Annotated in this window: 25 protein-coding genes and 3 pseudogenes; 13 read left to right on the top strand and 15 right to left on the bottom strand. The window is 61.5% G+C overall.

All coding sequences use genetic code 11. The features are described 5' to 3' along the window. Positions 1–215: 215 nt before the first annotated feature. Complete coding sequence (locus tag SS05631_RS26075) at positions 216–1,361, top strand: AI-2E family transporter (protein ID WP_037421152.1); 1,146 nt, start codon at positions 216–218, stop codon at positions 1,359–1,361. Here SS05631_RS26075 and SS05631_RS26070 read toward each other — a convergent pair. Then, complete coding sequence (locus SS05631_RS26070; protein ID WP_037421149.1) at positions 1,344–3,101, bottom strand: integral membrane protein; 1,758 nt, start codon at positions 3,099–3,101, stop codon at positions 1,344–1,346. The two genes, SS05631_RS26075 and SS05631_RS26070, sit on opposite strands and share 18 nt — an antisense overlap. A 147-nt stretch (positions 3,102–3,248) precedes the next feature. Here SS05631_RS26070 and SS05631_RS26065 point away from each other — a divergent pair, with 147 nt between their 5' ends. Together SS05631_RS26065 and SS05631_RS26060 are read left to right on the top strand one after the other, a co-directional pair. Then, positions 3,249–3,527: a hypothetical protein gene (locus SS05631_RS26065; RefSeq protein WP_050988282.1), complete on the top strand. Its 279-nt coding sequence runs from the start codon at positions 3,249–3,251 to the stop codon at positions 3,525–3,527. Positions 3,528–3,668: 141 nt separating this feature from the next. Beyond that, positions 3,669–4,313 carry a helix-turn-helix domain-containing protein gene (locus SS05631_RS26060; protein WP_037421146.1) on the top strand — a complete coding sequence of 215 codons (645 nt, stop codon included), beginning with the start codon at positions 3,669–3,671 and terminating at the stop codon, positions 4,311–4,313. Positions 4,314–4,432: 119 nt separating this feature from the next. Here the strand turns inward: SS05631_RS26060 and SS05631_RS26055 are convergent, their stop codons facing one another. Together SS05631_RS26055 and SS05631_RS26050 are read right to left on the bottom strand one after the other, a co-directional pair. Continuing rightward, entirely contained in the window at positions 4,433–5,449 is a 1,017-nt protein-coding gene (locus SS05631_RS26055; protein WP_037421187.1) for a LacI family DNA-binding transcriptional regulator, read from the bottom strand. 233 nt (positions 5,450–5,682) lie between these two features. Further along, the gene (locus SS05631_RS26050; RefSeq protein ID WP_095678099.1) at positions 5,683–6,114 is read right to left on the bottom strand and encodes a helix-turn-helix domain-containing protein; all 432 of its coding nucleotides are present in this window, start codon (positions 6,112–6,114) and stop codon (positions 5,683–5,685) included. An 89-nt stretch (positions 6,115–6,203) separates the two neighbouring features. Between SS05631_RS26050 and SS05631_RS26045 the strand changes: the two genes are divergently transcribed. Both SS05631_RS26045 and SS05631_RS26040 read left to right on the top strand, forming a co-directional pair. Then, positions 6,204–7,016 (top strand): oxidoreductase, encoded by an 813-nt coding sequence (locus SS05631_RS26045; protein ID WP_037421140.1) that lies wholly within the window; start codon positions 6,204–6,206, stop codon positions 7,014–7,016. Between the two features lie 52 nt (positions 7,017–7,068). Next, complete coding sequence (locus SS05631_RS26040) at positions 7,069–8,070, top strand: NADP-dependent oxidoreductase (RefSeq protein ID WP_037421137.1); 1,002 nt, start codon at positions 7,069–7,071, stop codon at positions 8,068–8,070. Between the two features lie 152 nt (positions 8,071–8,222). On the opposite strand, the gene SS05631_RS26035 is transcribed toward SS05631_RS26040, so the two are convergent. From SS05631_RS26035 to SS05631_RS26020, 4 genes are read right to left on the bottom strand one after another with little or no spacing between them, the layout of a single operon-like run. Continuing rightward, on the bottom strand, positions 8,223–8,555 hold the full coding sequence (locus tag SS05631_RS26035) for a hypothetical protein (protein ID WP_037421134.1): 333 nt from the start codon (positions 8,553–8,555) through the stop codon (positions 8,223–8,225). Beyond that, positions 8,552–9,439, bottom strand: coding sequence for an NAD(P)-dependent oxidoreductase (locus SS05631_RS26030; RefSeq protein WP_037421132.1), 888 nt, complete (start codon positions 9,437–9,439; stop codon positions 8,552–8,554). Before SS05631_RS26030 ends, SS05631_RS26035 begins: the two co-directional genes overlap by 4 nt. Further along, the gene (locus SS05631_RS26025) at positions 9,436–9,972 is read right to left on the bottom strand and encodes a gluconokinase (RefSeq protein ID WP_083854126.1); all 537 of its coding nucleotides are present in this window, start codon (positions 9,970–9,972) and stop codon (positions 9,436–9,438) included. Before SS05631_RS26025 ends, SS05631_RS26030 begins: the two co-directional genes overlap by 4 nt. Then, on the bottom strand, positions 9,941–10,696 hold the full coding sequence (locus tag SS05631_RS26020) for an SDR family oxidoreductase (RefSeq protein ID WP_037421126.1): 756 nt from the start codon (positions 10,694–10,696) through the stop codon (positions 9,941–9,943). The genes SS05631_RS26025 and SS05631_RS26020 overlap by 32 nt, the downstream gene beginning before the upstream one ends. 87 nt (positions 10,697–10,783) lie before the next feature. On the opposite strand from SS05631_RS26020, the gene SS05631_RS26015 reads away from it, so the two are divergent. The 3 genes from SS05631_RS26015 (at position 10,784) to SS05631_RS26005 (ending at position 14,007) form a co-directional block, all read left to right on the top strand. Then, positions 10,784–11,731 carry a 2-hydroxyacid dehydrogenase gene (locus SS05631_RS26015; RefSeq protein WP_037421123.1) on the top strand — a complete coding sequence of 316 codons (948 nt, stop codon included), beginning with the start codon at positions 10,784–10,786 and terminating at the stop codon, positions 11,729–11,731. Positions 11,732–11,741: 10 nt separating this feature from the next. Then, on the top strand, positions 11,742–12,773 hold the full coding sequence (locus SS05631_RS26010) for an L-idonate 5-dehydrogenase (RefSeq protein WP_037421120.1): 1,032 nt from the start codon (positions 11,742–11,744) through the stop codon (positions 12,771–12,773). A gap of 337 nt (positions 12,774–13,110) precedes the next feature. Further along, entirely contained in the window at positions 13,111–14,007 is an 897-nt protein-coding gene (locus SS05631_RS26005; RefSeq protein ID WP_037421117.1) for an SMP-30/gluconolactonase/LRE family protein, read from the top strand. Between the two features lie 22 nt (positions 14,008–14,029). Here SS05631_RS26005 and SS05631_RS26000 read toward each other — a convergent pair whose 3' ends face one another. The 6 genes and pseudogenes from SS05631_RS26000 to SS05631_RS32115 form a co-directional block, all read right to left on the bottom strand. Further along, the gene (locus SS05631_RS26000) at positions 14,030–15,082 is read right to left on the bottom strand and encodes a GH25 family lysozyme (protein WP_037421114.1); all 1,053 of its coding nucleotides are present in this window, start codon (positions 15,080–15,082) and stop codon (positions 14,030–14,032) included. Between the two features lie 570 nt (positions 15,083–15,652). Beyond that, a complete protein-coding gene (locus SS05631_RS32120) occupies positions 15,653–15,817 on the bottom strand; it encodes a hypothetical protein (protein ID WP_244412201.1) in 165 nt (54 codons plus the stop codon). Positions 15,818–16,739: 922 nt separating this feature from the next. Beyond that, on the bottom strand, positions 16,740–17,186 hold the full coding sequence (locus SS05631_RS25990; RefSeq protein WP_037421111.1) for a hypothetical protein: 447 nt from the start codon (positions 17,184–17,186) through the stop codon (positions 16,740–16,742). Between the two features lie 11 nt (positions 17,187–17,197). Then, the gene (locus SS05631_RS31480) at positions 17,198–17,566 is read right to left on the bottom strand and encodes a hypothetical protein (RefSeq protein WP_083854124.1); all 369 of its coding nucleotides are present in this window, start codon (positions 17,564–17,566) and stop codon (positions 17,198–17,200) included. Between the two features lie 62 nt (positions 17,567–17,628). Beyond that, a complete protein-coding gene (locus tag SS05631_RS32685; RefSeq protein WP_037421107.1) occupies positions 17,629–18,195 on the bottom strand; it encodes a hypothetical protein in 567 nt (188 codons plus the stop codon). A 322-nt stretch (positions 18,196–18,517) separates the two neighbouring features. After that, positions 18,518–18,761, bottom strand: a pseudogene (locus SS05631_RS32115) (hypothetical protein); the annotation flags it as partial. Positions 18,762–19,173: 412 nt separating this feature from the next. On the opposite strand from SS05631_RS32115, the gene SS05631_RS32110 reads away from it, so the two are divergent. The 3 genes and pseudogenes from SS05631_RS32110 to aac(6') all read left to right on the top strand — a co-directional run bounded on the left by SS05631_RS32110 (position 19,174) and on the right by aac(6') (position 20,939). Then, on the top strand, positions 19,174–19,521 hold the full coding sequence (locus SS05631_RS32110) for a hypothetical protein (protein ID WP_244412108.1): 348 nt from the start codon (positions 19,174–19,176) through the stop codon (positions 19,519–19,521). Positions 19,522–19,701: 180 nt separating this feature from the next. Next, positions 19,702–20,376: pseudogene (locus SS05631_RS25960) on the top strand (ATP-dependent DNA ligase); the annotation flags it as partial. Between the two features lie 110 nt (positions 20,377–20,486). Then, entirely contained in the window at positions 20,487–20,939 is a 453-nt protein-coding gene (aac(6'), locus tag SS05631_RS25955) for an aminoglycoside 6'-N-acetyltransferase (RefSeq protein ID WP_037415811.1), read from the top strand. Between the two features lie 313 nt (positions 20,940–21,252). Here the strand turns inward: aac(6') and SS05631_RS25950 are convergent, their stop codons facing one another. Next, complete coding sequence (locus SS05631_RS25950; protein WP_037415814.1) at positions 21,253–21,744, bottom strand: GNAT family N-acetyltransferase; 492 nt, start codon at positions 21,742–21,744, stop codon at positions 21,253–21,255. 320 nt (positions 21,745–22,064) lie between these two features. On the opposite strand from SS05631_RS25950, the gene SS05631_RS25945 reads away from it, so the two are divergent. Then, entirely contained in the window at positions 22,065–23,600 is a 1,536-nt protein-coding gene (locus SS05631_RS25945) for a winged helix-turn-helix domain-containing protein (protein WP_037415979.1), read from the top strand. A gap of 747 nt (positions 23,601–24,347) precedes the next feature. Here the strand turns inward: SS05631_RS25945 and SS05631_RS32105 are convergent. Next, positions 24,348–24,467, bottom strand: a pseudogene (locus SS05631_RS32105) (tyrosine recombinase xerD); the annotation flags it as partial. Between the two features lie 163 nt (positions 24,468–24,630). Here SS05631_RS32105 and SS05631_RS25930 point away from each other — a divergent pair. Next, on the top strand, positions 24,631–26,130 hold the full coding sequence (locus SS05631_RS25930) for a winged helix-turn-helix domain-containing protein (RefSeq protein ID WP_037415821.1): 1,500 nt from the start codon (positions 24,631–24,633) through the stop codon (positions 26,128–26,130). Positions 26,131–26,215 lie beyond the last annotated feature (85 nt).

The following is a 26,215-nucleotide window of genomic DNA, read 5'->3' as shown; positions in this document are numbered from 1 at the left end:
AGATGTGCCCGCTGGGCATTGATCGCAGTCAATATTCCCCCGTGGCCAGCCTTCTCCATCAGCATCGATGCGGAGCCGGCTCTTCTCATTGCTATCTGTAAGAGCAGAGACTCGGATGGGGAACGTCGAATGGCGTATGCTACGGTATGTTACTGCCATGGCGCCCTAGTCGGCGTAGCATCTCCCGGAGTGCGTTGGAGCCGTGAGAAGCGAAAATGGATGTCGATCCATCCCGAGTGAATCCGGTCAGCGACGACATGGTCGGACGATCATCCGTCGAGGCTAAGATCACGGAGATCGCCAGGATCGGCATCATCGGGCTGTTCGCCTATTGGTCCCTAACGTTGATCGCGCCGTTCGCGGTTATTCTCGTCTGGGCGGCGATCCTGTGCGTGGCACTGTATCCGGCCTACTCCGCCATTTCGGCCATGCTCGGTGACTGGCCGCGGCTGGCGGCGGGCCTGATCACGATGGTCTGTCTGGTCATCATCGTCGGTCCGCTCGCGGCCATTGCCCTCAGCTTTGCGGAAGGAGTCCAGGCGCTGCTCGCAAGGCTCGACGATGGTGCGTTGCAACTGCCAGTACCACCCGAGAGTGTCCGCAACTGGCCGCTCGTCGGCGAGCGCATCCATGCTGCCTGGAGCATGACGGCCGGCAACCTCGAAACCGTTTTGAGACAGTTCGAGCCGTCGCTGCTGCACGCGGGGAGCAAAGTTCTCGGTAAGATCGCCAGCCTGGGCGTGGACTTGCTCGGCTTCGTGATTTCAGTGCTTGTCGCCGGCCTTCTTTTCCGGTCCGGAGAGCGTCTTGCCGAAATGGCGGAGGGTTTCGCCAGCAGGATGGGTGGCGACAGGGGCATCGGCTTCGTGCGCCTGGCGGCGGCGACGATCCGCAACGTCGCCCGCGGCGTCATCGGCGTTGCGCTGCTACAGGCCTTTCTCTGCGCCTTGGTGCTGAGTCTGTTCGATGTTCCGGCACCCGGCGCAATAGCCTTCGTCGTCCTCATCCTCTGTATCGTTCAAATCGGGCCCGCACTGGTCTTGCTGCCGGTAATGACCTGGGCTTGGCTGGAGATGGATTTCGGCCGGGCCATCCTGCTCACACTCTTGCTGATCCCGCTTCTCATCATCGACAACGTCATGAAGCCGATCCTGGTGGCGCGCGGACTGTCGACCCCAACGCTTGTCATTCTACTCGGGGTGCTCGGTGGCACGCTCTCTTACGGGCTGATCGGCCTCTTCCTTGGGCCGATCATTCTCAGTGTGTTCTACGACCTGGTGATGATGTGGATGCATCCGGATTCAGCGGCAGGAAAGCCTCTGCCCGAGTCTTCACGGCTTTCGTCAGTTACTCGGAACTGACACGCCGGCCTCGCGCAAGCCTTCGATGAAGTGCTGCTGGTCCTCCGGGCGACGAATCCGGAAGGCGACCTCCTTTCGGATATTGTCGAGGAAGCCCGGAACGTTTGCTTCGAGCCATTTTCGTTCTTCGTGTGCCTGGTCCGTCTTGCCGAGTTTCCCAAGAATTGCAAGCAAGATGACCCGATAAATCGGATTGGCACGAAGGTCGGCCAAGCGTGCCCAGCGCTCCGCGTCCGCGTAATCGCCCTCGATATAGGAGCAGACTGCCAGGGCTGCCTCGAAATATCCGACCGGGCCGGGATTTCTCGTGACTGTTTGCGACAGGTACGCGCAGCCGACCCGCCATTGGCCCGACAGGGCGAGCCGAAAACCGTACTCGCCGGCAAGCTCGGTGTCGTTGGGATTGATGGCAAAGGCGCGAGCTCCGACGGCCAGGGCAGCATCGAATTCGCCCCGGAAGTAGAGGGTGAGCATCTGCGCCTGCAGGGCGCGCACGTCCTGCGGATCGAGTTCCACGGCGCGCACCGCTGCCTCGATCGCCCGCTCCAGCGAGACCGGCGACGTCCGATCGAGACGATAGCGGAACCGGAGCTCGTCGATGTAGGTCATCGACAAAAGCGCCCAGGCCGTAGCGTAGTTGGGGAATTCCCGGGTCGCCAGCTCCAGGCATTCTTGAACCGAGGCATGCGTTTGCGGGTTCAAATCGCTGCGATAGCCGTAATAGGCGAGCGTGCAGGCATAGGCTTTCCAGTCGTCCGGAACGAACTGGGTGAACTGCGTTGCGTTTGCCTGGAAGACGACGCCATATGGTTGTGCCACTGCGGTCGCCACAGCAGCGGCGGCTTTCTCCTGCAGGTCGATGATCTTATGCGTCTCGAGGCTTTCGTCGTAATTGTTGGCCCACACCACCGACGCGTCGGAACGCTTCATGAGTCTGATCCCCAGCCGCAGCCTGTCGCCATCGAGCCGGACCCGCCCCTCCAGCGCATAAGCTGGACCATCGGTCGCTTGTCGCAGGTGATCCGGATTATCACGAGTGACGACGACGATCTCCTTGAACCGGGCGATCTTGTCGACGACCTCGTCGGCGAGACCCCGCGTGATCACTGCCGATTGCGGCGTCGCGGAGAGATCCTCAAATGGCAGAACGACCAATGTCGGGATGTTCGGCCTGACACGGGCCGTATTCGAGCCATTTCCTGTAGTAGTGCCGGGTTGAAGCAAGGCATATTCCGCAAGACCGCCGAGGGCAAAGGCGATGGCTGCTATCCCGACCCGGATCCATGGCTGCCGGGAGGGCTCTATTGAAGAAATCGGTCCGGCAAACGCAGAAGAGCGAAGAGAGGTTTCGGTATGCGCATCGACGTGCCTTTCGAATGTCGGCACATAGGCGCCCTTCGGTATCTTGATAACGATGGAATCGTCGCGGCCTGCGACCAGATAATAGCGTTCGAGCGCGCGCCGTATACGGCCAGCTTCGATGCGGACGGCCGGGTCCGTCTGAGCGTCGAAGGAGGAGTCTCGGCCAAAGACTTCGGTTGCTATCGAATAGGCCTTAATGCGGTCGGAACGGCCTGCAACCGTTTCCTCGACGACATAGGCAAGGAATTTTCGAGCGCGATCCGGTGCATCGAACTCGGCGCTGAGCCGAATTCGATCGAGCTGTGCACGAATTTCCGCGTCAGTGGGTAGAGCAGTACTCGGTTCGACCCGGACGCGACCGTGGCCCGCGATTACCATGTCCGCCCCCCAAGTCGCTCACAACGTATGATTGTGTCGGCGGCGCTGTAAGCTCCTGTATTCTACGTCCTTACCCGGGCAAAGCGCAATATACTGAGAGGATAAATTAAAGTTGTATTTCATTTCGGACTCGAGGGGTGGAGCGAAATGATCAGGCGATCGGCGGAAGGCGACGACCAACACGGCCTGGCAGCGGCACTGCGCCGATTTCCGGCGCGCTCGCTGCAGATCAGGGAGTTGTCGATCCGTGACGAGAGCTTCAGGGGAATGTGCGAGGACTTCGCAGCTGCTGAAAGCGCGCTTGCTCACACCGATCAGCTTCCTTTCCATGTTCGTGAGGAACGCCGTGCGGAGTTCAAGGGCCTGGTAGAGAGCCTGGCGGCAGAGATCGAACAAGCGCTCTGGCTGGCGAAGGGTCTCATCTAAGTTCCGGGTCGGCCCTTGGCCTCGATGTCAGAGCCGAAGCCGGGACAGTGTGTCCAGTGGTTCAGCGCTCGCGGAGCACAAGTAAGATTCGCCGTTCGCAGAGGTCGTCCTGCGCAGGGGCACATTGTTGGGAGTGGAACAATGCATAGTCCGGTATTGGCGCCGTCGGGGCGGCAAATAAGTGGCGTCGCCGTAAGGCTTCGTGATCAGGGCGAAGTGGAATCGCGGCCGCTAAGCAGTTTCCTGGACGGAGAGAGCATTTACTCTTCCGGGGAGACTGCCGGCCAAGCCTATCGGGTCGAATATGGGGCCGTCCGCGTGTACCGTGTACTTGCGAACGGCCGGCGACAGATTCTTGCATTCTATTTCGGGGGGAGCTGGTTTGGCCTGCAGAACGAGTGCCGGCACCGTTCCACCGCCGAAGCGATCGGCAGCACCGGTGTAAAGAGCATCAATCTCCAGAAAAATCCGCATGTTTGGCAGGGGCTTTTGCCCGCGGTGCTGGAGAATTTCCTATCTTCCCAGGAACACCAACTCGTCATCGGCCGCCAAAGTGCAGTCGAAAGGGTCGCCGCCTTCTTGCTCGAGATGTCGCAGCGTTCCGGTCCTTCGCATCGATTCGAATTGTTCATGCCGCGTGTCGACATCGCCGATTACCTCGGGTTGACGATCGAGACCGTTTCGCGTTCGCTTACAAAATTGAAGAACAAGGGCATTATTAAATTACACGGTGCCCGCGGCATCGAGATCGTGGAATATGGCATGCTTGAGCGCTTGTGCCTTTAGGTCCTGACGACTGCATGTGCCCTTAAATCGTACGCCATTTGAGGACACATGCAGCAATCCAAAGTGCTACAGCGTCTTTTGTGCGTCGGATAAGGCGCACGGCGCTGTAGGATTGTGCGCTACCGGCTGGTCTGGCGCAGGATCAGGTCGGGGCGGATCGTCACCCGGCCCGGCCGGTCGAGCTTGCCGTCGAGCACATCCAGGATCAGCTCAGCCGTCTTGGCGCCGATCTCGCTGGCAAAGGCGTTGATCGTGGTGAGGCTCGGCACGGAGATTGCGCCGATCTCGTAGTCACCGAATCCGCCGATTGCGACCTTGTCAGGCACGGCGATGCCGCGACGCTGGCATTCGGTGAGCGCCCCGAAGGCGGAAAGATCGGAGACGCAGATTACCGCCTCGGTATCCGGAAAGCGCTCGAGCAATTGCCCCATGGCGTTCGCGCCTTCGCGCATGGAGATCGGCGGCGGGCCGGCGGCAATCAGGCGCGGCGCCTCGAGCCCGTGATCCTTCATGGCAGCGATGAAGCCTGCGCGGCGATCGGTGCCACGCGTGTCTCGGTCGGCGTCGCCGCCGATAAAGGCGATCTTCCGATAGCCGACGCTGACGAAATGATCGACCATTTCGCGGACGGCAAGCGCGTTTGAGAAGCCGACGACATGGCCGATCGGTTCCTCGGGCAGGTCCCAGGTCTCGATCACCGGGATGCCGGCATTGGAGAGAAGCTTGCGGGCCCGCGGCGTATGCTTTCCGCCGGTCACCACGATCGCTTCGGGCTTGCGCCGCAGCAGCTGCTCGATCAGCCGCTCTTCCTCACTGACGTCGTAATTGGTGTAGCCGAGCAGGATCTGCAGGCCTCTTTCCGAGACCCCGTCGGAAAGCGCCCGCACCGTGTCGGCGAAGTTGGCGTTGTTGATCGACGGGATCGTCACCGCGATGAAATCGGTGCGCTGCGAACGCAGATTGGAAGCCGTGCTGTCGAACACATAGCCGAGCTCCTCCGCGGCGCGCAGCACCGCCTCGCGGGTCTCCTGGCTGACGGAACTGTCACGCTTGAAGGCGCGCGAAACGGTCATCGGCGAAACGCCGGTTCGCCGGGCCACGTCGGCCATCGTCGGGGGCTTGCGGATATTGTGCATCGACATCCATGTTATCGTTACCAATCCAACTACACCCGGATTTTCGACGGAATGCAAGCCTCTCGTGCATGCCACATTCCGTCCGCATCACGCTCTAGGTTCAGGATCAATCAATTTGGCATTAATTCGCCGGCAGCCGCCAGCTCGACAACGGCGCGTCAGGGGCAACTTTGCGCCGGAAGCGCGCCTTCAATAGGCGTTGTCGGTCGGCGCATCATCTGCTGCGGTGCGGCTCATTTGGGTGCGGCGATGCGAATGGGACGTGTTCCGACCGGAGCTCCGGTCGCGCGGTCGATCGTAATGGGATCGATCTCCGTGCCCGTCTCGGCGTCGAAGAAACGAGTCACGTCACCCCCGCCGCGGTGCTTGCGTCCCCAGGCGCCGATCGCAAACAGAACGGGCAAAAAGTCGCGGCCGGCTTCCGTCAGCACATATTCGTCCCGTGGCGGACGATCGGAATAGCGGCGTTTCTCCAACAGCCCCTCGTCGGTCAGTGCCGAAAGCCGCCCCGTTAGCATCGTCGGTGCGATGCCGAGGCTCTTGCGGAAGTCATCGAAGCGGGTCAGCCCGGCATGGGCATCGCGCATGATCAGCATGCTCCATGCACCCCCCACAAGCGCCAGGCTGCGAGCGATCAGACAAGGTTGGTCCGAAAAATTCTTCATGTCGATATCTTTTTAGTAGTGACTTGATACGAATTTGATAGTAACTGATCGCGCATCGATCTTCCATGACAAAATGAAAGCGGACACCGATGAAGACAGAACGCGGCATCGCCCTGGTTACAGGTGCTTCCTCCGGCATCGGGCTGGTGACGGCACAGGCGCTGCGGCGCGATGGCTACCATGTCTTCGGGACCAGCCGAAAGCCGATGCCCGGTACCTCCGACGGCATTACGATGCTGGTTTGCGACGTGACCGACGATGCATCCGTAGAGCGGGTCGTCGACGAGGTTCTGAACCGCGCTGGGCGGATCGATCTTCTCGTCAACAATGCCGGGATTGGGCTACTTGGCGGTGCCGAGGAATCCACGGCGACACAGGCGAAGGCCGTATTCGACGTGAATGTATTCGGGACCATGCGCATGACGAACGCGGTCTTGCCCCTGATGAGGCGGCAGCGCAGTGGCCGAATCGTCAATCTCAGTTCCATACTCGGCCTGATCCCCGCCCCCTATAACGCACTCTACGCATCGACTAAGCACGCCATCGAAGGCTATACGGAGTCTCTCGACCACGAAGTGCGAACGCAGGGAATCCGCGTCGTGCTGGTCGAGCCCGGCGTGACCCGCACGTCCTTCGAAGAGAACATCACGCGACCGGACCGGCCACTTGCCGTCTATGATAAGGCTCGCGCCGGCGCGGAGAGGCTGATGCGCGAGATCGTCGCGAAGGGCGATGAACCCGAGGTGGTAGCTAGAGCCGTCGTAAAGGCCGCTAATGCGGCATCGCCCAAACGACGCTACACCGCCGGAAAAGCGGCAGGACAGGTCCGCTTCATGCGCCGCTTCCTGCCCGAGTCCTTCGTCGACAAGAGCCTTCGGAAGTTCAACAGACTTCGCGATTGAGCTTTCAACTGCTGGCGCTGCCGGCTCACCTAAAGAAACGAAAGTTAGACTGATGAAATCATTCCTCATCGATCGCTACACGAAAGGCGGCGCACTGCGGTTCGGTGAAGGTCCCGAGCCGGAGTTGCGTGACAACGACGTCATGGTCGAGATTCATGCCGCCGGCGTGAACCCCCTGGACAACAAGATCAGGGACGGAGAGTTCAAGCTCATCCTGCCCTACCGCCTTCCACTCGCGTTGGGCAACGATGTAGCGGGCATCGTAGTCCGGGTCGGAGCCAAGGTCCGGCAATTCAAGGCCGGTGACGCGGTCTATGCACGTCCGGCCCAGGATCGCATCGGGACATTCGCAGAGTATATCGCCATCGACGAGGCCGATGTAGCAATGAAGCCGAACAATTTGACCATGGAAGAGGCCGCGTCCATTCCGCTTGTCGCGCTGACAGCATGGCAGGCGCTGGTCGAGCGGGCCAACGTGCAGAAGGGACACAAGGTCCTGATCCTTGCCGGCTCGGGTGGCGTGGGGACGATCGCGATCCAGCTTGCCAAGCATCTCGGAGCATATGTCGCCACCACCGCGAGCACAGCAAATATCGCCCTTGTGAAAAGTCTCGGCGCAGACGTCGTGATCGATTACAAGAACGACGACTTCGAGAGAGTGCTGCAGGGCTACGACGTCGTGCTGAACAGCCTCGAGAAGGAGACGCTGGAAAAATCCCTCCGCGTGCTGAAGCCGGGCGGGAAGCTGATCTCGATTTCCGGTCCACCCGATCCGGATTTCGCGAGGCAGAACGGCTCTGGCTGGCTGCTTCAACTGGTCATGCGCCTGCTGAGCTTTGGCATCAGGAGACAATCGAAGCGCCGGAGGATCAGCTATTCGTTTCTCTTCATGACAGCGAACGGCGGGCAGCTCGGAAAGATCACTTCCCTGATCGAGGCGGGTGTCATACGTCCCGTGCTGGACCGGGTCTTCCCGTTCGAGAGAACCAACGAGGCACTGGACTATGTCGACACGGGTCGTGCGAAGGGGAAGGTCGTCGTCACTGTGAAATGACGTCTGGACCGCTGCGCACACACCTTCCTCTCAAGCATAATGCGCAGCGGCCGTCGTCATTTTCTGGCCTTGATTGGTGTGTCCGGAGATCAAGGCTGCAACTGGGAAGGCCAGCACGGAGCGGCACGTGGCGGGTGCCGCTCGCGGGTCGCTCAAAGGCGGTATTCGTTCGCCTGGGTGACGTGGTGGTGGATGCGGCCTTCGAAGAAGCGCGCCAGCACCTCTTCGGTCGCGGCTCTCGCCGCCGCCCGCGCCGGGCTCGCCAGCGCCTTCTCGACCGTTGCGAGATCCGGATAGTTGATCGCCAGGATCATCGGGATCTCCGGCGCCCCTTCGTCGCGCGCCTCGGCGAAGGTGACGCGCACGTCGAGCGCACCCGGGAAGGCCTTCCACTTCGGCAGGATGTTTTCCAGCACCGCGGCCCGGAAGGCATCGGTCTCGCCCTCCTTCACCTTTCCCTCGAACAGCGCGTAGCGGGTGATCATTCGACAGTCTCCTTGTTCGGTCCCCTGAAATATTCCATCAGCGCAGCCTGGTCCTCGCCGCCGAGGCCGGCCGCCGTCAGCATCCGGTGCACTTCCGCGCAGGTTGCGGTGAGCGGCATGGCCGTGTTGGTGCGGCGGGCGAGGTCCTGCGCGCCGTTCAGATCCTTGACCATGTTGTCGATCCGGCCGGTGCGCCGGTAATCCCTGGCGACGAAGCGCGGCATGTATTCCTGCAGGATGGCGCTATCGGCCCTCCCGCCCTTCAGCGCCTGCGGGATCTTCGCCGCGTCGACGCCCGCGTCGAGCGCCAGTTGCGTCGCCTCGGCGACGGCGAGGAAATTCAGGCCGCAAAGGACCTGGTTGATCAGCTTGGTGGTCTGACCGGCTCCGGACGGCCCCATATGGGTATAGTTGGAGGCGACGTGCTTCAGCACCTGATGGGCGTCCGCCACGTCCTCCTCCCTGCCGCCGGCCATCAGCGTCAGCTGCCCGACGAGCGCCTTCGGCGCGCCGCCGGAAAGGGGGCTGTCGACCCAGCGCAAGCCGTGTTCGGCGGCTTCCGCCGCCAGCGCCTTGGTGGCTTCCGGATCGATCGAGGACATGTCGATGATGAGGGTTCCGGCTTTGGCGCCCTTGGCGACGCCGGTCTCGCCGAAGACGGCGATATGGACGATCTTCGCCGAGTTGAGGCTGAGGATGACCGTATCGGATGCCGCCGCCGCTTCCGCCGCGCTCGCCGCCGCTCGTGCCCCCTTGTCGACCAGTTCCTGGACTTTGGCCCGGCCGAGGTCGAAGACCGTCAACTGATTGCCGGTTTCGACGAGCCTCGTCCCGATGGCGCCGCCCATGGCTCCGGCACCGATCAACGCAACCCTGTTCGTCATTCTCGCAGTCCTCCCAGTTGGGCAGCGATCGCCTCGACGACCGCCTCGAGCGGCTGGTCGATATCGACGCTGATGGCATTTTCGTCCGGTCCCGGCGGCTCGAGCGCCGCGAACTGGCTGGCGAGCAGCGCCGCTGGCATGAAATGGCCCTGCCGCTCCTTCACCCGCCTCTCGATCACCTCGACCGTTCCGGCGAGATGGATGAAGGTGACCGGCCCGCCGGCTGTATTTTCAATATGTTGCCGGTAGGCGCGCTTCAGCGCCGAACAGCCGATGATCGTGGGGCCCGTTCCGGCGGCAAGCGCCTCGCCGACACGGGTCAGCCATGGCCAGCGGTCCTCGTCCTGAAGCGGGATGCCCTGGCTCATCTTGGCGATGTTTGCCGCCGGATGCAGGTCGTCGCCGTCGAAATAGACGGCGCCGAGGCGCGTGGCGAGTGCGGCGCCGACCGAGGACTTGCCACAGCCGGCGACTCCCATCAGCACCATGCGCTGCGGGATATCAGAGAGATGCGGTGATGCCGCCGTCGACATAGAGCACGTGTCCGTTCACGAAAGAGGAAGCATCCGAGGCGAGGAAGATGCAGGCGCCGACCAGCTCCTCCACCTTGCCCCAGCGGCCAGCGGGCGTACGCTTTTCGAGCCAGGCCGAGAAGTCCGGATCGGCGACCAGGGCGGCGTTGAGCGGCGTATCGAAATAGCCCGGCGCGATCGCATTGCACTGCAGGCCGTATTTCGCCCAGTCGGTCGCCATGCCCTTGGTGAGATTGCCGACCGCGCCCTTGGTGGCGGTGTAGGGGGCGATGCTCGGGCGGGCAAGGGCAGTCTGGACGCTGGCGATGTTGATGATCTTGCCGGCGCCTCGCTTGATCATGTGCCGCGCCACCGCCTGGCCGACATTGAAAACTGTTGAAATATTGGTCCTGAGCAGCTTCTCGAAGGCGTCGGCGGGGAAATCCTCGAGCGGCGTGCGGTGCTGCATGCCGGCGTTGTTGACGAGGACGTCGATCGGCCCGACCTCGGCCTCGAAACCGTCGACGGCACTTCGCGCGGCTCCGTGGTCGGTGGCGTCGAAGGCGAGTTTTTTAGCGCCGGCAATGCAGGCGGTGGCTTCGGCGAGCTTTGTCTCATCCCGCCCGTTGAGGACGACTTCTGCCCCCGCAGCGGCGAGGCCGCGGGCGAGCGCAAAGCCGATGCCCTGCGAAGAGCCGGTGACAAGCGCCCGCCGGCCTTTCAGATCGAACATTTCAAGGGCCATTTTTCCTCCCGCATTTCGTCTCGACAACTCGAATTCATCTGTTTATGTTATCGATAACATTCAATGTCAAGGGACGGAGTTTCTGAATTGAACAAGCCGCATATTCTCCAGGTCGGCCCCTATCCGGAGTGGGACGAGGTGCCGCTGAACGACGCCTTCACCGTGCACCGCTATTTCGATGCCGTCGACAAGACGCGCTTCCTGGCCGAGGTCGGGCCGAGCGTGAAGGCGATCGCCACCCGTGGCGAACTCGGCGCAACCCGTGCGATGATCGAGGCCTGCCCGGGGCTCGAAGTGATATCCGTCTATGGCGTCGGCTTCGATGCGGTCGACCTTGCCGCCTGCCGCGAGCGCGGTGTGCGCGTCACCAACACGCCTGACGTGCTCACCAACGACGTCGCCGATCTCGGCGTCGCGATGATGCTCTGCCTGTCGCGCGGAATGATCGGCGCGGAAAGCTGGGTGAAGGACGGCAGCTGGGCGACACAGGGCCTCTATCCGCTGAAGCGTCGCGTCTGGGGCCGGCGCGCCGGCGTGCTCGGCCTCGGCCGGATCGGTTACGAGGTCGCCAAGCGCCTCAAGGGCTTCGACATGGACATTGCCTATTCCGACGTCGAGGCGAAGTCCTACGCATCCGAATGGGAATTTGTCGCCGACCCGGTGGCGCTTGCCGCCCGCTCGGACTTCCTGTTCGTGACGCTCGCCGCCTCGGCCGCGACCCGCCATATCGTCGGCCGAGAGGTAATCGCCGCGCTCGGCCCCGAGGGCATGCTGGTCAATATTTCCCGCGCCTCCAACATCGACGAGGAGGCGCTTGTGGAAGCGCTGGAAAACCGCACGCTCGGTTCGGCGGCGCTCGATGTCTTCGAAGGCGAGCCGGCGCTGAACCCCCGTTTTCTAACCCTCGACAACGTCCTGCTTCAGCCGCACCATGCCTCCGGTACGATCGAGACGCGGAAGGCCATGGGTAAGCTGGTGCGCGACAATCTCGCCGCACATTTCGCCGGCCAGCCGCTGCTGACGCCTGTATTGTAAGGAGCCTCCGATGAAAGCGATCGTCGTTCGCGGCGCAAAGGACCTGCGCATCGAGGAGCGGGCCGTCGAGGCGCCCGGCGCGGGCGAAGTCCAGCTTCGCCTTGCCGTCGGCGGCGTCTGCGGCAGCGACCTGCATTATTACAATCATGGCGGTTTCGGCACCGTGCGGCTGCGCGAGCCGATGATCCTCGGCCACGAGGTCTCGGCTTATGTGGAAGCGCTGGGACCTGGCGTCGACGGTCTGAAGACAGGCCAGCTCGTCGCTGTATCGCCGTCGCGGCCCTGCCGGACCTGCCGCTATTGCCAGGAGGGGCTTCACAACCAGTGCCTCAACATGCGCTTCTACGGCAGCGCCATGCCGTTCCCGCATATCCAGGGCGCCTTCCGCGAGGTGCTTGTCGCCGATGCAATCCAATGCGTGCCAGCCGAAGGCCTGACGCCGGGCGAGGCGGCGCTCGCCGAACCGTTGGCGGTGGCGCTGCATGCGACGCGGCGGGTCGGAGAAGTGCTCGGCAAGCGGGTTCTCGTCACCGGCTGCGGACCGATCGGGGTGCTTGCGATCCTCGCGGCGCGCCGCGCCGGCGCGGCCGAGATCGTCGCCACCGACCTGTCCGACTTCACCCTGGCGCTCGCGAAGAAAGCCGGCGCCGATCGGGTCATCAACATGAAGAGCGAGCCGGATGCGCTCGCTCCCTACGGCGCTGACAAGGGCCGTTTCGATGTCCTTTATGAGTGCTCCGGTGCAGCACCAGCGCTTGCCGCCGGCATCGCCGCGCTTCGCCCGCGCGGCATCATCATCCAGCTCGGGCTCGGCGGCGACATGAGCCTGCCGATGATGGCGATCACCGCCAAGGAGCTCGATCTGCGCGGCTCCTTCCGCTTCCACGAGGAGTTCGCGACCGGCGTCGGGCTGATGCAGAAGGGACTGATCGACGTCAAGCCGCTGATCACCCACACGGTGCCGCTTGCGGACGCAGTCAGCGCCTTCGAACTGGCGAGCGACCGCAGCCAGGCGATGAAGGCGCAGATCGCCTTTTCCTGACGGACGCTTGCCGTCGCCGCGACGGCGAGGCAATCTGCGGGCAACCGGAAGATGCGCCGCCGCCAGATGTCGTGGCACACGATCATAGGGAATGGAGCTTGGCTGATTCCCTCCGCCCTCATACCTGTGCTTGTCACAGGGATCCAGCAGCGCCGCGTCTGCGGCGCGGCTGACTCTTTCAGCCAAGGACTTGGCTGGCTGGCACCTGTGACAAGCACAGGAATGAGGATTGAAGTGAAGCGCCGTACGCTGGCCGACCCAAGTGCTATAGCACTCTGTATCGATGCAACACTCGGCTGCGAGGAAACCGCAGGCGAAAATCGGGAGGAAAATCGGAATGTCGTTCTTCGAGGCGGTCGACCCCAGCTTCAAGTCCTTTGTCATGGGCAATGCCCCTCTCAAGCAGATCGCGACAGGCTTCGACTGGGTCGAAGGGCCGGTCTGGTTCGGCGACGCCGGCTGCCTGCTCTTCTCCGACATCCCCAATAACCGCATCCTCCGCTTTTTGCCGGGGGTCGGCATCTCGACGTTCCGCAGCCCCTCGAACTATGCCAACGGCCATACGCGCGACCGCGAGGGGCGGCTCGTCAGCTGCGAGCACGGCACGCGGCGCGTGACGCGGACGGAGCTCGACGGATCGATCACGGTCATTGCCGACAGCTACCAGGGCAAGCGGTTGAATTCGCCCAATGATGTCGTGGTGACGTCGGACGGTTCGATCTGGTTCACCGATCCGCATTACGGGATCATGACCGACTACGAGGGCTTCCGCGCCGAGCAGGAACTGCCTTGCCAGGTTTACCGGGTGCGCCCATCCGGTTCGATCGAGGCGGTCCTGACGGATTTCAACTGCCCGAACGGCCTCGCCTTCAGCCCGGACGAGACCCGGCTCTACGTCGCCGACACGGGCCGCATGTTCTCCTCGGACCCGCAGCATATCCGCGCCTTCGACGTCGGCGCCGATGGCGCGCTTTCGGGCGGCGAGGTGTTCCACGCGATCACGCCCGGCGCCGCAGACGGGATTCGCGTCGACAGCGACGGGAACCTCTGGTCCTCGGCCGGCGACGGCGTGCATTGCATCGCCTCGGACGGACATCTGATGGGCAAGATCCTCGTGCCGGAACGGGTCTCGAACATCTGCTTCGGCGGCCGCGCCAAGCATCAGCTGTTCATCACGGCGACGACCAGCGTCTATACGATCGCGCTCAACCGCAAAGGCGTGCAGCATCCCTGATACGGGACGCTGCCCGCGCCCGTCAGGTCGAACTCCCCGCCGTCCAGCGGTGCCATTCGGCCTCGCTGCCGTGGAAGACATTGAGGTCGATGCGGCCGTCGACGCCGTGCGACAGGCCGGAGCCGGAATATTGCCAGAACAGCCACTTGCGGCCCGGATAGACCTTCGACGGATGGGCGGCGACAGAGCGCAGCCAGAAGGGATGGTTGGGGAACGCGTTCCTCAGATTGTCGCGATAGAAATCCGGCGCGGTGTAGATGACCGGGCGCTGGCCGTAATGCCGCTCCAACTTGTCCATGAAGACCTGCATCTTCTCCCGCACCCGCTCGGGTGAAAGGCGCCGCTTGCAGCTCGATTCGCCGTTGTATTCGACGTCGATGACCGGCGGCAGGGCATTGGCCTCGCGCGGCACGTTGCGGATGAACCAGTCGGCCTGTTCGCCGGCCGTCCGGCACCAGTAGAAGAAATGGTAGGCGCCGCGCTTGATCCCGGCTTGCTCGGCCCGGCGCCAGTTTTTCTTGAACATCGGGTCGAGATGGTCGCCGCCGTCGGTCGCCTTGATATAGGCGAAGTTCGCGCCTTGAGTCCGGAGCTTCTCCCAGTCGATATTCCCCTGCCAGCGCGACACGTCGACGCCGTGCACGGCCATCTTCCTCGGCGACCGCTTGCCAAAATTGATCGGCTTGGCGTCGCGGAAACGATGGCTGTAGACGCGCGACCGGGTGCGCGGCGCCTCCTCCATGGCGGGATTGTCGGGAACGACCATTGCGATTGGCCGCTCCATCGGAACGGGCATGCCGGCTTCGCTCTCCATCGTCGTGAAGGCTTCCGGCTGCGGCACCTGGCCGGCCCAGGCGAGCTCTTCCGGCGGCTCGCTTGCCGCTTCGGCCAGGCCGACATCGCCGGACGGAACCGGGCCGGGCACCGAAACCACAGGCGCGGCAGGCGGAGCGACCGAACTCGTCACTTCCCGCGACGGCCGTGGCGACAAGACCGTTTCCGGACCGGAACTGGAAGCGCAGCCCGAAAGAACAAGGCAGGTGAGGACAATTGCTGGCGCAGCCGACAAATGCATTGGAGACCCGTACGCAGAACATTGTCGACGGCGGGAGCATGGTGCCGTCGCGACTGATCGGAAGTGCTAACGGGAAATTACCAACAAAGATTGAATCCGAACTTAACGGGGCGGTTCAAAGCGCGCCTCTATATTCGGCAGTGAACATCCAACGCTCGATACATGACGTTCACTCCCGCTTCGGGTGGAGAGCCGAAATTCATTGGGATGGCACTGAATGACCGCTGAATGCCACAATGCGGAAGTCGGCGCGGGCACGATCGTGACAACGCAGAGACGGTGACCCGCGGCCGTTCAGGGTAGCATGCAACAAACGGCGAAAATCGCGATCACCTTTGCGATAGACAACATCGCCCGATCTTATTCGCTGCTCCGCGTGCGTGTTGGTCACTGGGTTCGGGTAAATCTTGCACCTCGTCCCGATCAGCAACTCGTTCAACCATGTTGAGGAACGCGATCCTCACCCTCTCGTCGCCGATTCGATGAAAGGACCTGTTGAGTGTAATGCCCATTGGGCTAGTGACAAACTGGGCCAACGCTCGACCCGGCTGGCGATCTGGGGTGCTCCTGTCATCTTCTGCGAGAGCTACTTCGAAGAAGTATGACAGCGGGGCATCGAGAGCATGGGCAATTGCCTGAAGTCGACCTGCGCCGACCTTGCTGCGGACCGTTTTCGTATTTCTGTATCTGTTGATATGTCACGCTAACGGCCATCGCGAGCGCGCTCTGTGTCATGCCCGTCAAGAGACGCCGCGCTCGGATTCTTCGGCCAACTTGAAGATCAATCGGGTCTGGTTTTCTGTTCTCCAGTGGACGGCTGAGCAATCAGTTCTCCCTGCAAGGTGAATTGGATGCGCTGCGCACGTCGCCTCAACGAAGCTGGCTTCAGCTCGCCGGGAAACGGAGTTAGGAGTGTAGCCACTCAACGGCGGTCTCTCTTAGAGCAAAAGAATTGGTGGCGCGTCAGACCTTTGACCGCCTCAGCATGCTGCCGGCACCAGACTAAAGTCCCTTTGAGGTCAGGTAGGGCAGGGGGAGTTGTGCGATGCTGCGTGGCAGTTGCTCGGTCGGGGCTGCTGCAACGGAAGGACTGGTCGTCCGCCCTACTGAAGACAGGCAGGCGAGAGCGGCAGTGCACGTGGAGCAGATCCAGGTCAACAAGCGCCTTGCATCCGGCGCCAACAGGAGGAGTGCTCGCGACACGAAGCAGAGAGCGGAGGCGAGAATTGCGGTCGATACTGGCGACGGCTGTACTTGGACTGATCGCGATCTTGGGCGGCTGGGCGCACGATGAAGCCGCCCGTGCTGCTGATCAGCGGGCGCTTTGCTTGTGTGAATACTCGAGGACCAGCAGAAACGAAACCTGACGATCGCCATTCGGCGCCAACGGCGGAGGCTGCGGTTCCTCGCAGCTCTCGCTTTTCCGTAATTCTTCTGGTGGTAGACATCGCAGCGGCGGAGTGGGCTTCGCCTTGGCGGTTACCGTCGCTTCAGGTCACCTGCAGATTAATTAAGCCAAGAATAATCCGATCATAGTCGCCGCGAAAATAGCGATCACCGCAGTAAGCGCGATTGACAACATGGTCCGCTGGTCAGAACTCATTCCAGTTGCTCCGTGGTCGATGATAGCAAAAGAGCAGTGCGAATCAGTTCGCTGTCATTGCTCCTCTGGCAAAGGGATGATGACTTTTGACTTGCTCTTTGTCGGCTTTTCGCCGGGCACATGCGACATGGTCTTCGTTCTGCTCTGCAATTCGTCATCTTTGACCGTGGTCTTGGTCTGCGACTTGCTGAATGTGCCTTGGTCTATGGCTTGTGCCTTTGCCTTTCCTTGCAATTGGTTTGGGTTCTCCTTTACCGTCGTCCGGCTTTTCGCCTTTCCGTCCGCCGAAGCGGCGCTTCCACCTACGCCGATGGATGAGGTGGTGCCGTTATCGGTATTGCATGTGCCGGCCGTGCCGACCGTACTTGCCGAAGTTCCGCCGGCTGCAGCGCTCCCGCCAGATCCTACGGTCGCAGCCGTGTTGCATTCTTGAGCATGGACCGGCATTGCTGTGGTGACCCCAACAACGACGCAAATTCTAAACAGAGTTCTCCCAAGCATGGCAGCGCCTCTCACTTCTTCGGCTTGATGATTGCGCAGGTCCCGTCCGACCTGCGCGTTACGGTCGTCCCATCCGGGCGAGTAACGCTTGCAGTGGCATAGCTCTCTCCAGTGGACGATCCTGCTGTCACCGACGACCCGGCGCTGCTGGCTGATCCACCACTTGCCGTGCTTCCGCCGACCGTCGTGGATGAAGATACGCTGCCCGATCCGGCAGTAACCGAAGTTGAAACGCCACCGTCTGATGATTTCTGCTCGATAACCGTGCAGGTCGAACCATCGTCCAGCTTGATTTCTTCCGCCATCACGGCACCTAGTGCGATGATGGCCATTACGCCCATTGCTGCGAGTAGGTTGATTGCTGATGAACCGGAGGTCATTGGCCTCCTCCTGTCACAAAAGGCGCTGGCTCGGAAAACTATCCAAGCCAGCAGATTTAAAGTTAGCAGGACGGCCGCTTACCCTTCGAACCATCCTTCTTGGCGAGACCGGGAGGACAATCCTTGTTGCTCTCATTGTCCTGGGCGGAATCCCTGGCACTGTTGTCGTCGCCCGTTACGCTACCTGTCGTTTCGCCCGACGTTGAGCCACCGGTACCCGTCGTCGAATTCGCACCGCCCGTTCCGGCGGCGGAACCGCCAGTTCCGACCGAGCTGCTGGTGGACCCGCCACCTGCCGAGGAACCGCCAGTACCAAGCGTGGAAGCCGAGCCGGCGTTACCTGAACCTGCCGCGGATCCGGCCGTACCGACAGAACTGCTTGATGTGCCGCCACCCGCCGAAGAACCACCCGTTCCGAGCGTTGATGCGGAGCCGGATTGGCAATTGGTGGTGTTCGGGTCGCAATTGCCGCCCGCAGAGCTACCGCCCGTTCCGACGGTGCTGCTCGAGGTGCCACCGCCCGCGCTGGTGCCGCCCGTTCCGACCGTACTACTCGACTGTGCGTAGGCGCCCAGAGTGGTGCCTGCAAGAAGGCCCGCTGCGAGGGCTGCCCTTATGAAATACCGCATTCGGAGTTCCTTTCCTCACGTTGAGAGACTTGAGGCTGCAACCTGCCCTTCAAACTCGAACGATCACAACCTGTTCCGGCATAGGACTTCGGACCCTGCAGGCACCCCGCCAGAGGTCCGGTCGCCCATTAGTCTTTGGTCTGAAGGAGTGATGGGGAAGCGTGCTGTATTAGCGGCGCGATCGCCCGCAGACGGTCTCGCGGCCCCGGTCGGGATCTTGATCTTTCCGTTCATCCCGGTGGGATAGAAGCCGCCCTTGGAACCTCGCCCGGCCCGCCAGCCGACCCAGACGTATTGGCACGAGCGAACACGCCGCCGAGTGGTTTCGGGTCTCACGCATGGATACGACGATTTCGTCGAGCTTGGCGTGGATGGCGAAGTGTCGCGATAGCCTTGAATCAAGACGACGCTCGTGATCACGATTGCCACGACCGACAGCGCATAGGTGATGACGTTGGTGAGGCCGAACGGCACCAGCTCGGTGCTGGCAATCATCGCCGCGATCACGAAATGGAAGCCGGAGGGCGAGAAAGAAAATCAGCGATGCGAAAAAGTACCTGATTCACTAACAGTTCTCCGTATGTTGGTAATGCACATCTGGTTCGGAGTCCTTCCTTTTGTGGCAGCACCGCCACAAATCGTGGTGTATACTTCCAGACATCAGCGGCAAGCGGTCAAGAGCGCCGCTTAAAAGCTTGAAGAAGGGACGTTGCGCTTTCGCCTCAGTTGAGGGAGTCGCGTCATGTATCCTGCCAGCCAAGTAACTTGTGAATCTCCTCTTGGGCCGGACGACCTCTGTCTGCTGCAGAGAGTTTTCGACTGCGAATTGGAGCTTCGAAAGCTCCGGGCCGACAGCGAAGAAGCGGAAATACTCGCGCAAAGGCTGATCGACCTGTTCCAGTCGGGCATAAGGAGGGAGGAAGCCCTGCGAGACGTGGTCGCAAATAGGTAGTTGGAAAACTGCCGATCGGCGGGGGCATGGTTCGAGCGGCGTTGTCCTCACGGACTTCCGGCGGCGCCTTTTTCGGTCAGCAATCGCAAGACTTCAATTTGAATGCTTGCGCAAATCTCCCTGTTTCTGCCACCAGCTCCGGTGCTTCGGCGTTTGCCTGCTCAGTTGCACCGACGATGGAGACCGAGGTCGAGCTTGTTGAGCAGGTCGTCTCCGACTGGTGCGAAGTGCACCAGGTCGACCCGAAAAGCCACACGGCGGTGATGGAGGGCTTGAGGGTTCTGTATTTGATGCGAGAGTTGGATATGAAGAACAGAAGGCAGCTTCTGAAAGCGCTACTCGACAGCGACGAAGGGCTTAGTCCCGAAGCCTAGTATGTATCTAAGGCTTAATCGACAAGCCTGCCGCGCCTGTTAAGATGAACCCACAGCAAAAATCACTTCCCGTCTCGACTGATGAGCTCGCTGGTCCCCCGTAAACGATCGGGCTCATCTTTTCTCCACGAAATTTCGAGGGGGCGATCCGATTGGGGGCGTTTGCGTGTGAATGCACGAATGGTAAGAGCGTTCTCGAGGAAACCGCCTGACCCACCTACGCCCGGCTCCGTGCCGGGACGCGTCGATTCATACCTGGCGACGCTTGTCGACAGACCACCTTCCGGGGCCGGACTGGACCTTTGAGGTGAAGTGGGACGGGTACAGGCTAGCCGTTCAGTCCGGCCAGGTACGGATCATGACGCGGGGCGGCTATGACTGGACCGATCGCTTCCCAGCTATCGCAGCCGAGGCGCGGCTTCTTGGGCTGAAGACCGCCATCCTCGACGGCGAGGCGGTCGTGCTCGACGAGCACGGCCGCTCCGACTTCGGCATGCTGCAGCGTGTCCTCGGCTCGCACGCGAGCGCGGCCTCGAGGGGATCGTCCCCAACCGCCGTGACAAGCCCTATCACTCCGGCCGTCGGCCCGACTGGCAGAAGATCACGTGCGTGCGCAGCGACAGCTTCGTGATCGTTGGGTTCGAGCCGTCTACCGTACCTGGCGCGATCGGGCGGCCGCTGCTGGCGGCAAGGAGGAGGGGTGGGCTTGTCTATGTCGGCGGCTGCGCAACCGGCTGGACATGCGCGGAGTCGGCCAAGCTGCGCGAATTGCTCGAGGCAATCCGGACGGATTCGCCGGCGGTGAACCTGAAGAAGAAGAAGAGGGCCGTCTTTGTGGAGCCTGTGCTGGTCGCCAACAGCGTTCATTGCGGCCGTCGCAAAACCGTCTATTCTGCGACGTTGCAAAAGTCAGGCAAACAAGGGTCGCTGCAATCGGGAACTTCGCGACCAAAGAGAACCACAGTATGGAAACGATTATCGAGATTGGGACCATAAAAGATATCGAGTCGTGGGCGGAGCTTCGCGTTGCGCTGTGGCCGCATCACTCGCTCGAAGATCATCGAGCTGAGTTGAGCCGGGCGTTTCTTTCAGAAAGTGGAGAAGCCGTCGCGTTCATCGCTCGAAATGCTGAGAATGAAGCTGTCGGGCTTGCTGAGGCCACTTTGCGACATGATTATGTGAATGGATGCAGCAGCTCGCCCGTTCTATTCCTCGAAGGAATTTATGTTCGGCCCGTTGACAGGCGAAAGGGTATCGCACGATTGCTTTGCAATGCCGTTGCCGATTGGGGAAAGCCGTTTGGGTGTGTCGAGTTTGGCTCTGACGCGCTGCTTGAGAATTCAGCCAGCCATGCGCTCCATGCCGCTTTAGGATTTGAGGAGACAGAGCGCGTCGTGTTCTTCCGAAAGCCACTTTAGGCCGGTGTTGCCCTTCCACAAGGATGGTTCGCCGCACAGATCCTAAATTTCGCGACAAAATCGCGGAGCTGATTTTTCAGTAAAATTCTGTCGCAAGAATACCCTTGCAAAAGTTGGAATCTCGCGACGGACTTTTGCGACAGGTTCGATGACCGGAACGTGCCGACTGCCTCCATGTCCCTGCACCGCCATCATAAACTCACGGTTGACTGAGAGGTCACCTAAGCTCCTAATTTCAGCTATGGGCTCCAAAGCTCGCTCGCCTCTGGGGAACACGTAGTCTCTCATCTGCTGCTGACGCAACCGTCCGCATTCACAGCCGCTTGGCCATCCAAAGGTGCGGCTGGCCCTCGTCCTCGTAATCGACATCGCTGATCTGCGTATAGCCCTGCTTGGCGTATAGATCGTGCGCGTATTCCTGGGCATGCAACTTCACCAGTTTAGCTCCGGCCTCGCGCGCGGCCTCGTCGCTCACGGCAATGATCACACTCGCCAAACCCCGGCGGCGAAACGCCGGCATCACGGCTACGCGGCCCAGCAGGTACGTCTCCCCTGCCGTCACGCCCTCATCGAACGTGCATGGGGGCGACTGAGGGCTCTCGGGCGCGAGTGCGCGCTGAACTAGCTCGGGAAACAGGCGTGAGCACCCGGCCAGCTCGCCATGGATATAAAGCGTCACGTGCACGCAGGAAGGGTGGTCGTCGATGCCGTCGAACTCATTCTCATAGCCCTGCTCTTCTATGAAGACAGTGCGCCGCACCGCAAAGGCGTCGTCACGCACGTTGGTCTTGATCTGCGGAGACATGGAGGCCCTTCATCCGTCGGTTCGCTTGCGCGCCATCATATCGGCAGGCAAACCATGTCACCCATATTTCCTGATTGTATCGTTTCGGCGCGCCCTAGTCAGTTCGTGGTTCGTCCGCTGTTGGCGCATCTGGGCCGCTGAACGCGACACCTGGAAGATGCCTAGGGCTCGTCCTCGTCCCCTGGCGTAAGGGTCGATTTTACGTGTTGCCTTTGGATGTCCTACAGTCTGTGATGCCGAACGAGCTCGTTCGGCCGCATAAGGTATTGGTCGCTTCAACGACATTCCTATGGCATTGTGTATAGGCTATGGTTCCCGGCATGGTGGAGCCGCTGTATGCCTTCGGTGACTTCGTGCTTGATCCCGGCCGCTCTCTGCTGCAGCGGAACGGCAAGGCCGTCGTTGTTGGTCACCGCGGCCTTGCGCTCCTTCAGGCGCTGCTGGAGGCCCGAGGAAAGGTCCTGTCGAAGGCCGACCTGATAGAGCGATGCTGGCCGAATACGGTCGTCGAAGAAAGCAATCTTACCGTTCAGATCGCGGCCTTGCGCAAGGTGCTCGGCACGGCTCCTGATGGCCGGGAATGGATCGCGACCATACCGCGCACTGGCTATCGCTTTGCGATCGCATCCGCGGGCGAAGGAGGCATGGCAGTGATGCCGGTAAGGCCAACACTCGCGGTTCTACCCTTCACCAATCTCGAGGGTAGTCCTGACCAGGGTTACTTCGCAGACGGCGTGGTGAACGACCTCATTACGGCGTTGAGCCGCTTCAAGAGCTTCGCAGTGGTCGCCCGACATTGCTCGTTCGGATACAATGGAAGTCTCCCGGACGTGCGCTTGGTCGCGAAAGAACTCGGGGTGGGCTATTTGCTCGAAGGCAGCGTAAGACGGTCGGGAGATCGATTGAGGATTGCGACGCAACTCGTCGACGGCGGCAGTGGGATACACCTCTGGGCGCAGAGTTTCGATGGCCTGGTCGGCGACCTTTTTGATTTCCAGGACCGGATCACCGAAAGCGTCGCGACGTTGATCGAACCGCATATCCAGACGGCAGAGATCGAGCGGTCGCGTCTGGCTCGGTCGGGAAGCATCGCGACCTACGACATCTATCTGCGAGCTCTGGCAAAGATCTCGACAGAGTGCGAAACCGACAACGCCGAGGCGTACGCGCTCCTCATGAAAGGCCTGGAGGCGGAGCCTGACAATGCCCTTTTGCTCGCGCATGCGGCCTGGGCCCTCGAACATCGTCACACGATGGGCTGGGCACCGCTCGGCAGGGACGACGTGGGAGATTGTGCGGCGCTCGCGCGCCGCGGCCTCGAACATGCAGCGGGAGACGCGATGGTGATGGCGCATTGCGGTGTCGCGTTGCTCCAGACAGCAAAGGACTACGACTGGGCTGTGGCGGTTCTGCAATCTGCGGCAGAAGCCAACCCAAACAATCTGATGGTCCTGGTCAGGGCCGGCCTTGCGCATCTTCATTGTGGGAGCCTTGATGAGGCGCTCGCCCACTTCCATCGGGCCAACCGTTTGAGTCCCGGCGATCGGGGCGCCCATTTTTCGCTTTGCGGGATCGCGGACGTGCACCTGATCCGCGGCGAATACGCCGAAGCTAAATCCTGGGCTGCTCGCGCACTCGCAAGCAATCCCAACTTTGACCCGACCCTATGGGTGCTGATCGCTGCCAATGCCCATCTCGGCCGCATAGAGGAAGCGCATAGCTATCTGCGTGCGCTCAAGCGCATTACTCCGGCAGTTACAATCGCCCGCATCGAGGCCGGACAGCCTGCCAAGGACCCGACGAGGATGGCTGCCTTGCTCGAAGGGCTGCGGAAGGCGGGCCTCGAGGAAGGCTGACGATTTAGAAGATTTCGGAATTTTTCGAAGGGAGATTTAGGACAGAAAGAGCCTTGTTGATCGAGCCTGCTCTCACACCGCACAGAGGACGGAGCAGATGCTTACCACTTTGACGATCCTTTCCCGAGACCAAGGCAACATCCATATCCCGTCTCGCGACCAGTATCGCGAGCAAGCTGAACCGTTAAATGAAGGCGTCGTGGAACCGACCAACGGCCGATGGAAGCTTCGGAATATCGCCAGGACTATCGTGAGCCTTCCCAGCCGACTTCTACTCGGCGGCTCCTCACGTGCGTGTCCCTAAAAGTCTCGGCCCAGAACGCGTGACAGGCTTGGCCGAAAATCGTGGCGACAGAGGTCACCTCTCGAGCTCTTCTGATGCTCCTGCGCACCACCGTGCAGTTGGTAGGCGCTCAGGTCATCGGGTGTCGCCGGATCTGGTGATCGCTTGAGAAACCCGGCGACATTCTTGATCGCCCGATTATGGGCTTGCTGGGCTTTGTCGCCCAGTCCACGGATGCGTATGTCTTCGATCATCCGCTCGCGTAGCGGGGAGGTCCTATCCTCCGTCATGCAACCTCCTGTCTGAGATTGAGAACACCCCAATCGTCAGCCAGGACCGCAAAACCCGCAAATGCACGGCGTTCAGTTCATTGCTGCACCCTCACCACGGGCGCCAGATGGCGGCGCTTCTCTTCGAAGCGCCGCCATTAAGTACTACAGCTCGACCTGCTCAGAGATGGCCATGTGCGCCGCCTTCGTCCGTCTCATCGAGTGCGTGCCGTAGCGCTTCGGATCAAGCCCGATGCTCGACACCCAACTTTCGACGACCCTGCTATATTGCCGCGTCGACAGATGCGGCAGTGCGCAGGCCCAAATCTCGGTAAAGAAACTCACTCCCGAAGGGCCACCGACTTCATTGATTTTCCCGCGGTGACCGAAGACGTCGGCGGTGGCTGGTCAACCAACGCGCTTTGTGTCTGACATCCGTTGCCTTTTCGGAGTATCGTCTTCCAATTGAGGGATCCGCATGCCGGAATCAACCGTCTCAGTTTTCCGGTTCGGCAGCTTTACGCTGGACCTGGCCCAAGGCACGCTTCGGCGGGGCGCCGACCCTGTCTTCCTGCGGCCCAAAGCCTATACGATCCTTGCCCATCTTGCGGAAAATTCAGGACGCGTGGTTCCGAAATCCGAGCTAATGGACGCAGCCTGGCCGGGGATCTATGTTACGGAGGATTCGCTGACCCAGTCGATCAGGGAAATCCGCAAGACGCTCGGGGAAAGCATGATCCGGACAGTGTCGAAACGCGGCTACATGCTCGCGGTCGGCACGGAGGAGATGCCGGACCTGTCACGCCAGCCGATCGTCGCCGTACTACGCTTTCGAAATGACAGCGGAAATCCGACGGACGACGCGCTCGTCGATGGTTTTGCGGAGGACATCATATACGGTCTCGCACGCTTCGGTACCTTCACGGTGCTGGCGCGCAATTCGAGTTTTTCCTTTGCTTCCTACGTCGCTCCGGAATGGCAGCAGATCCGCGCGCGCATTGGCGCTGATTATGTGGTCGAGGGCTCGGTCAATCGACATGGCGACCGCATCGCCGCCGCTGTCAGTCTCGCCGATGCGTCCAACGGAACCCAGCTCTGGGGCGAACGCTACGTGACCGAAGGGACCGGCCTCTTTATTGCCGAAAGCGATATCGTCGAAGCGATCGTCGGCCGCTTGGTGGCGCGCGTCGACAATGCCGGGCTGCAGCAGGCCATTCGGAAGCCCGTCACGAGCCTTGCCGCCTATGAACTGGTGCTTCGTGGCTTTGCCTTGCTACGCGATCCGGCTCAGAGCGATTTCCAGGGGGCGGAAACCCTTTTCCTCGCAGCCTTGGAAAAGGACCCGAATTACGGCCTCGGCCTTGCCTACCTGGCGCTGTCGCGGATCGTCATCGCCGAGTTCGGGCGCGCCAGCCCGGTAGTGCTGGCAGAGGCGCATGATCTCGTCGAGCGCGCCGTGGCGCTCGCGCCGGATCAGTCCCCCTGCCGACGCGTGCAATCCCTGGTGAGACTCTACATGCGGGAACACGAGGCGGCGGAGCGCCACCTCAGGATCGGCTTGACGCTCAATCCGTACGACGCCGACTCGATCGAGCAGATGGGCTATGTGCTGACAATGCGAGGACGTCACGTCGACGCGCTTGGTTGGCTCGACCGGGCGATCCGCATCGATCCGCTGCAGCCGCACTGGTGCCAGTACGACCGCTCGCTCGCGCTCTATCTGATCGGCGAGTATCGGGCGGCAGCGGAGGCGCTCGAAATGGCGACGCGGCCGGCGCCGTGGATATCGACGCGGCTGGCCGCCTGCTATGCCCAGCTCGGCCGGATCGAGGACGCAAGGCGTCAGCTTGCCAGCGCCAGGGAACGCGACCCTTCTTTCTCCCCGCTCGACTACACCAGGAGCGGCATACCCTTCGAGCATCGCGGCGATGCCGAGCATCTGACAGACGGGGTTCTGCTGGCTCTCGGCAGCACCTGAAGCCAGCATCGTCCCGGTAGGTCCGTCGAGCGCCACCGCCGCGTGAGCCAAATCAATCGATCACGACCACCACATAACCTCTCCG

It is taken from the genome of Sinorhizobium sp. CCBAU 05631 (genome assembly GCF_002288505.1).
Classification (GTDB): Bacteria; Pseudomonadota; Alphaproteobacteria; order Rhizobiales; family Rhizobiaceae; genus Sinorhizobium; species Sinorhizobium fredii_C.
Note: the sequence above shows the minus strand (reverse complement) of the source record. Positions and strands in the feature narration are given on the sequence as shown.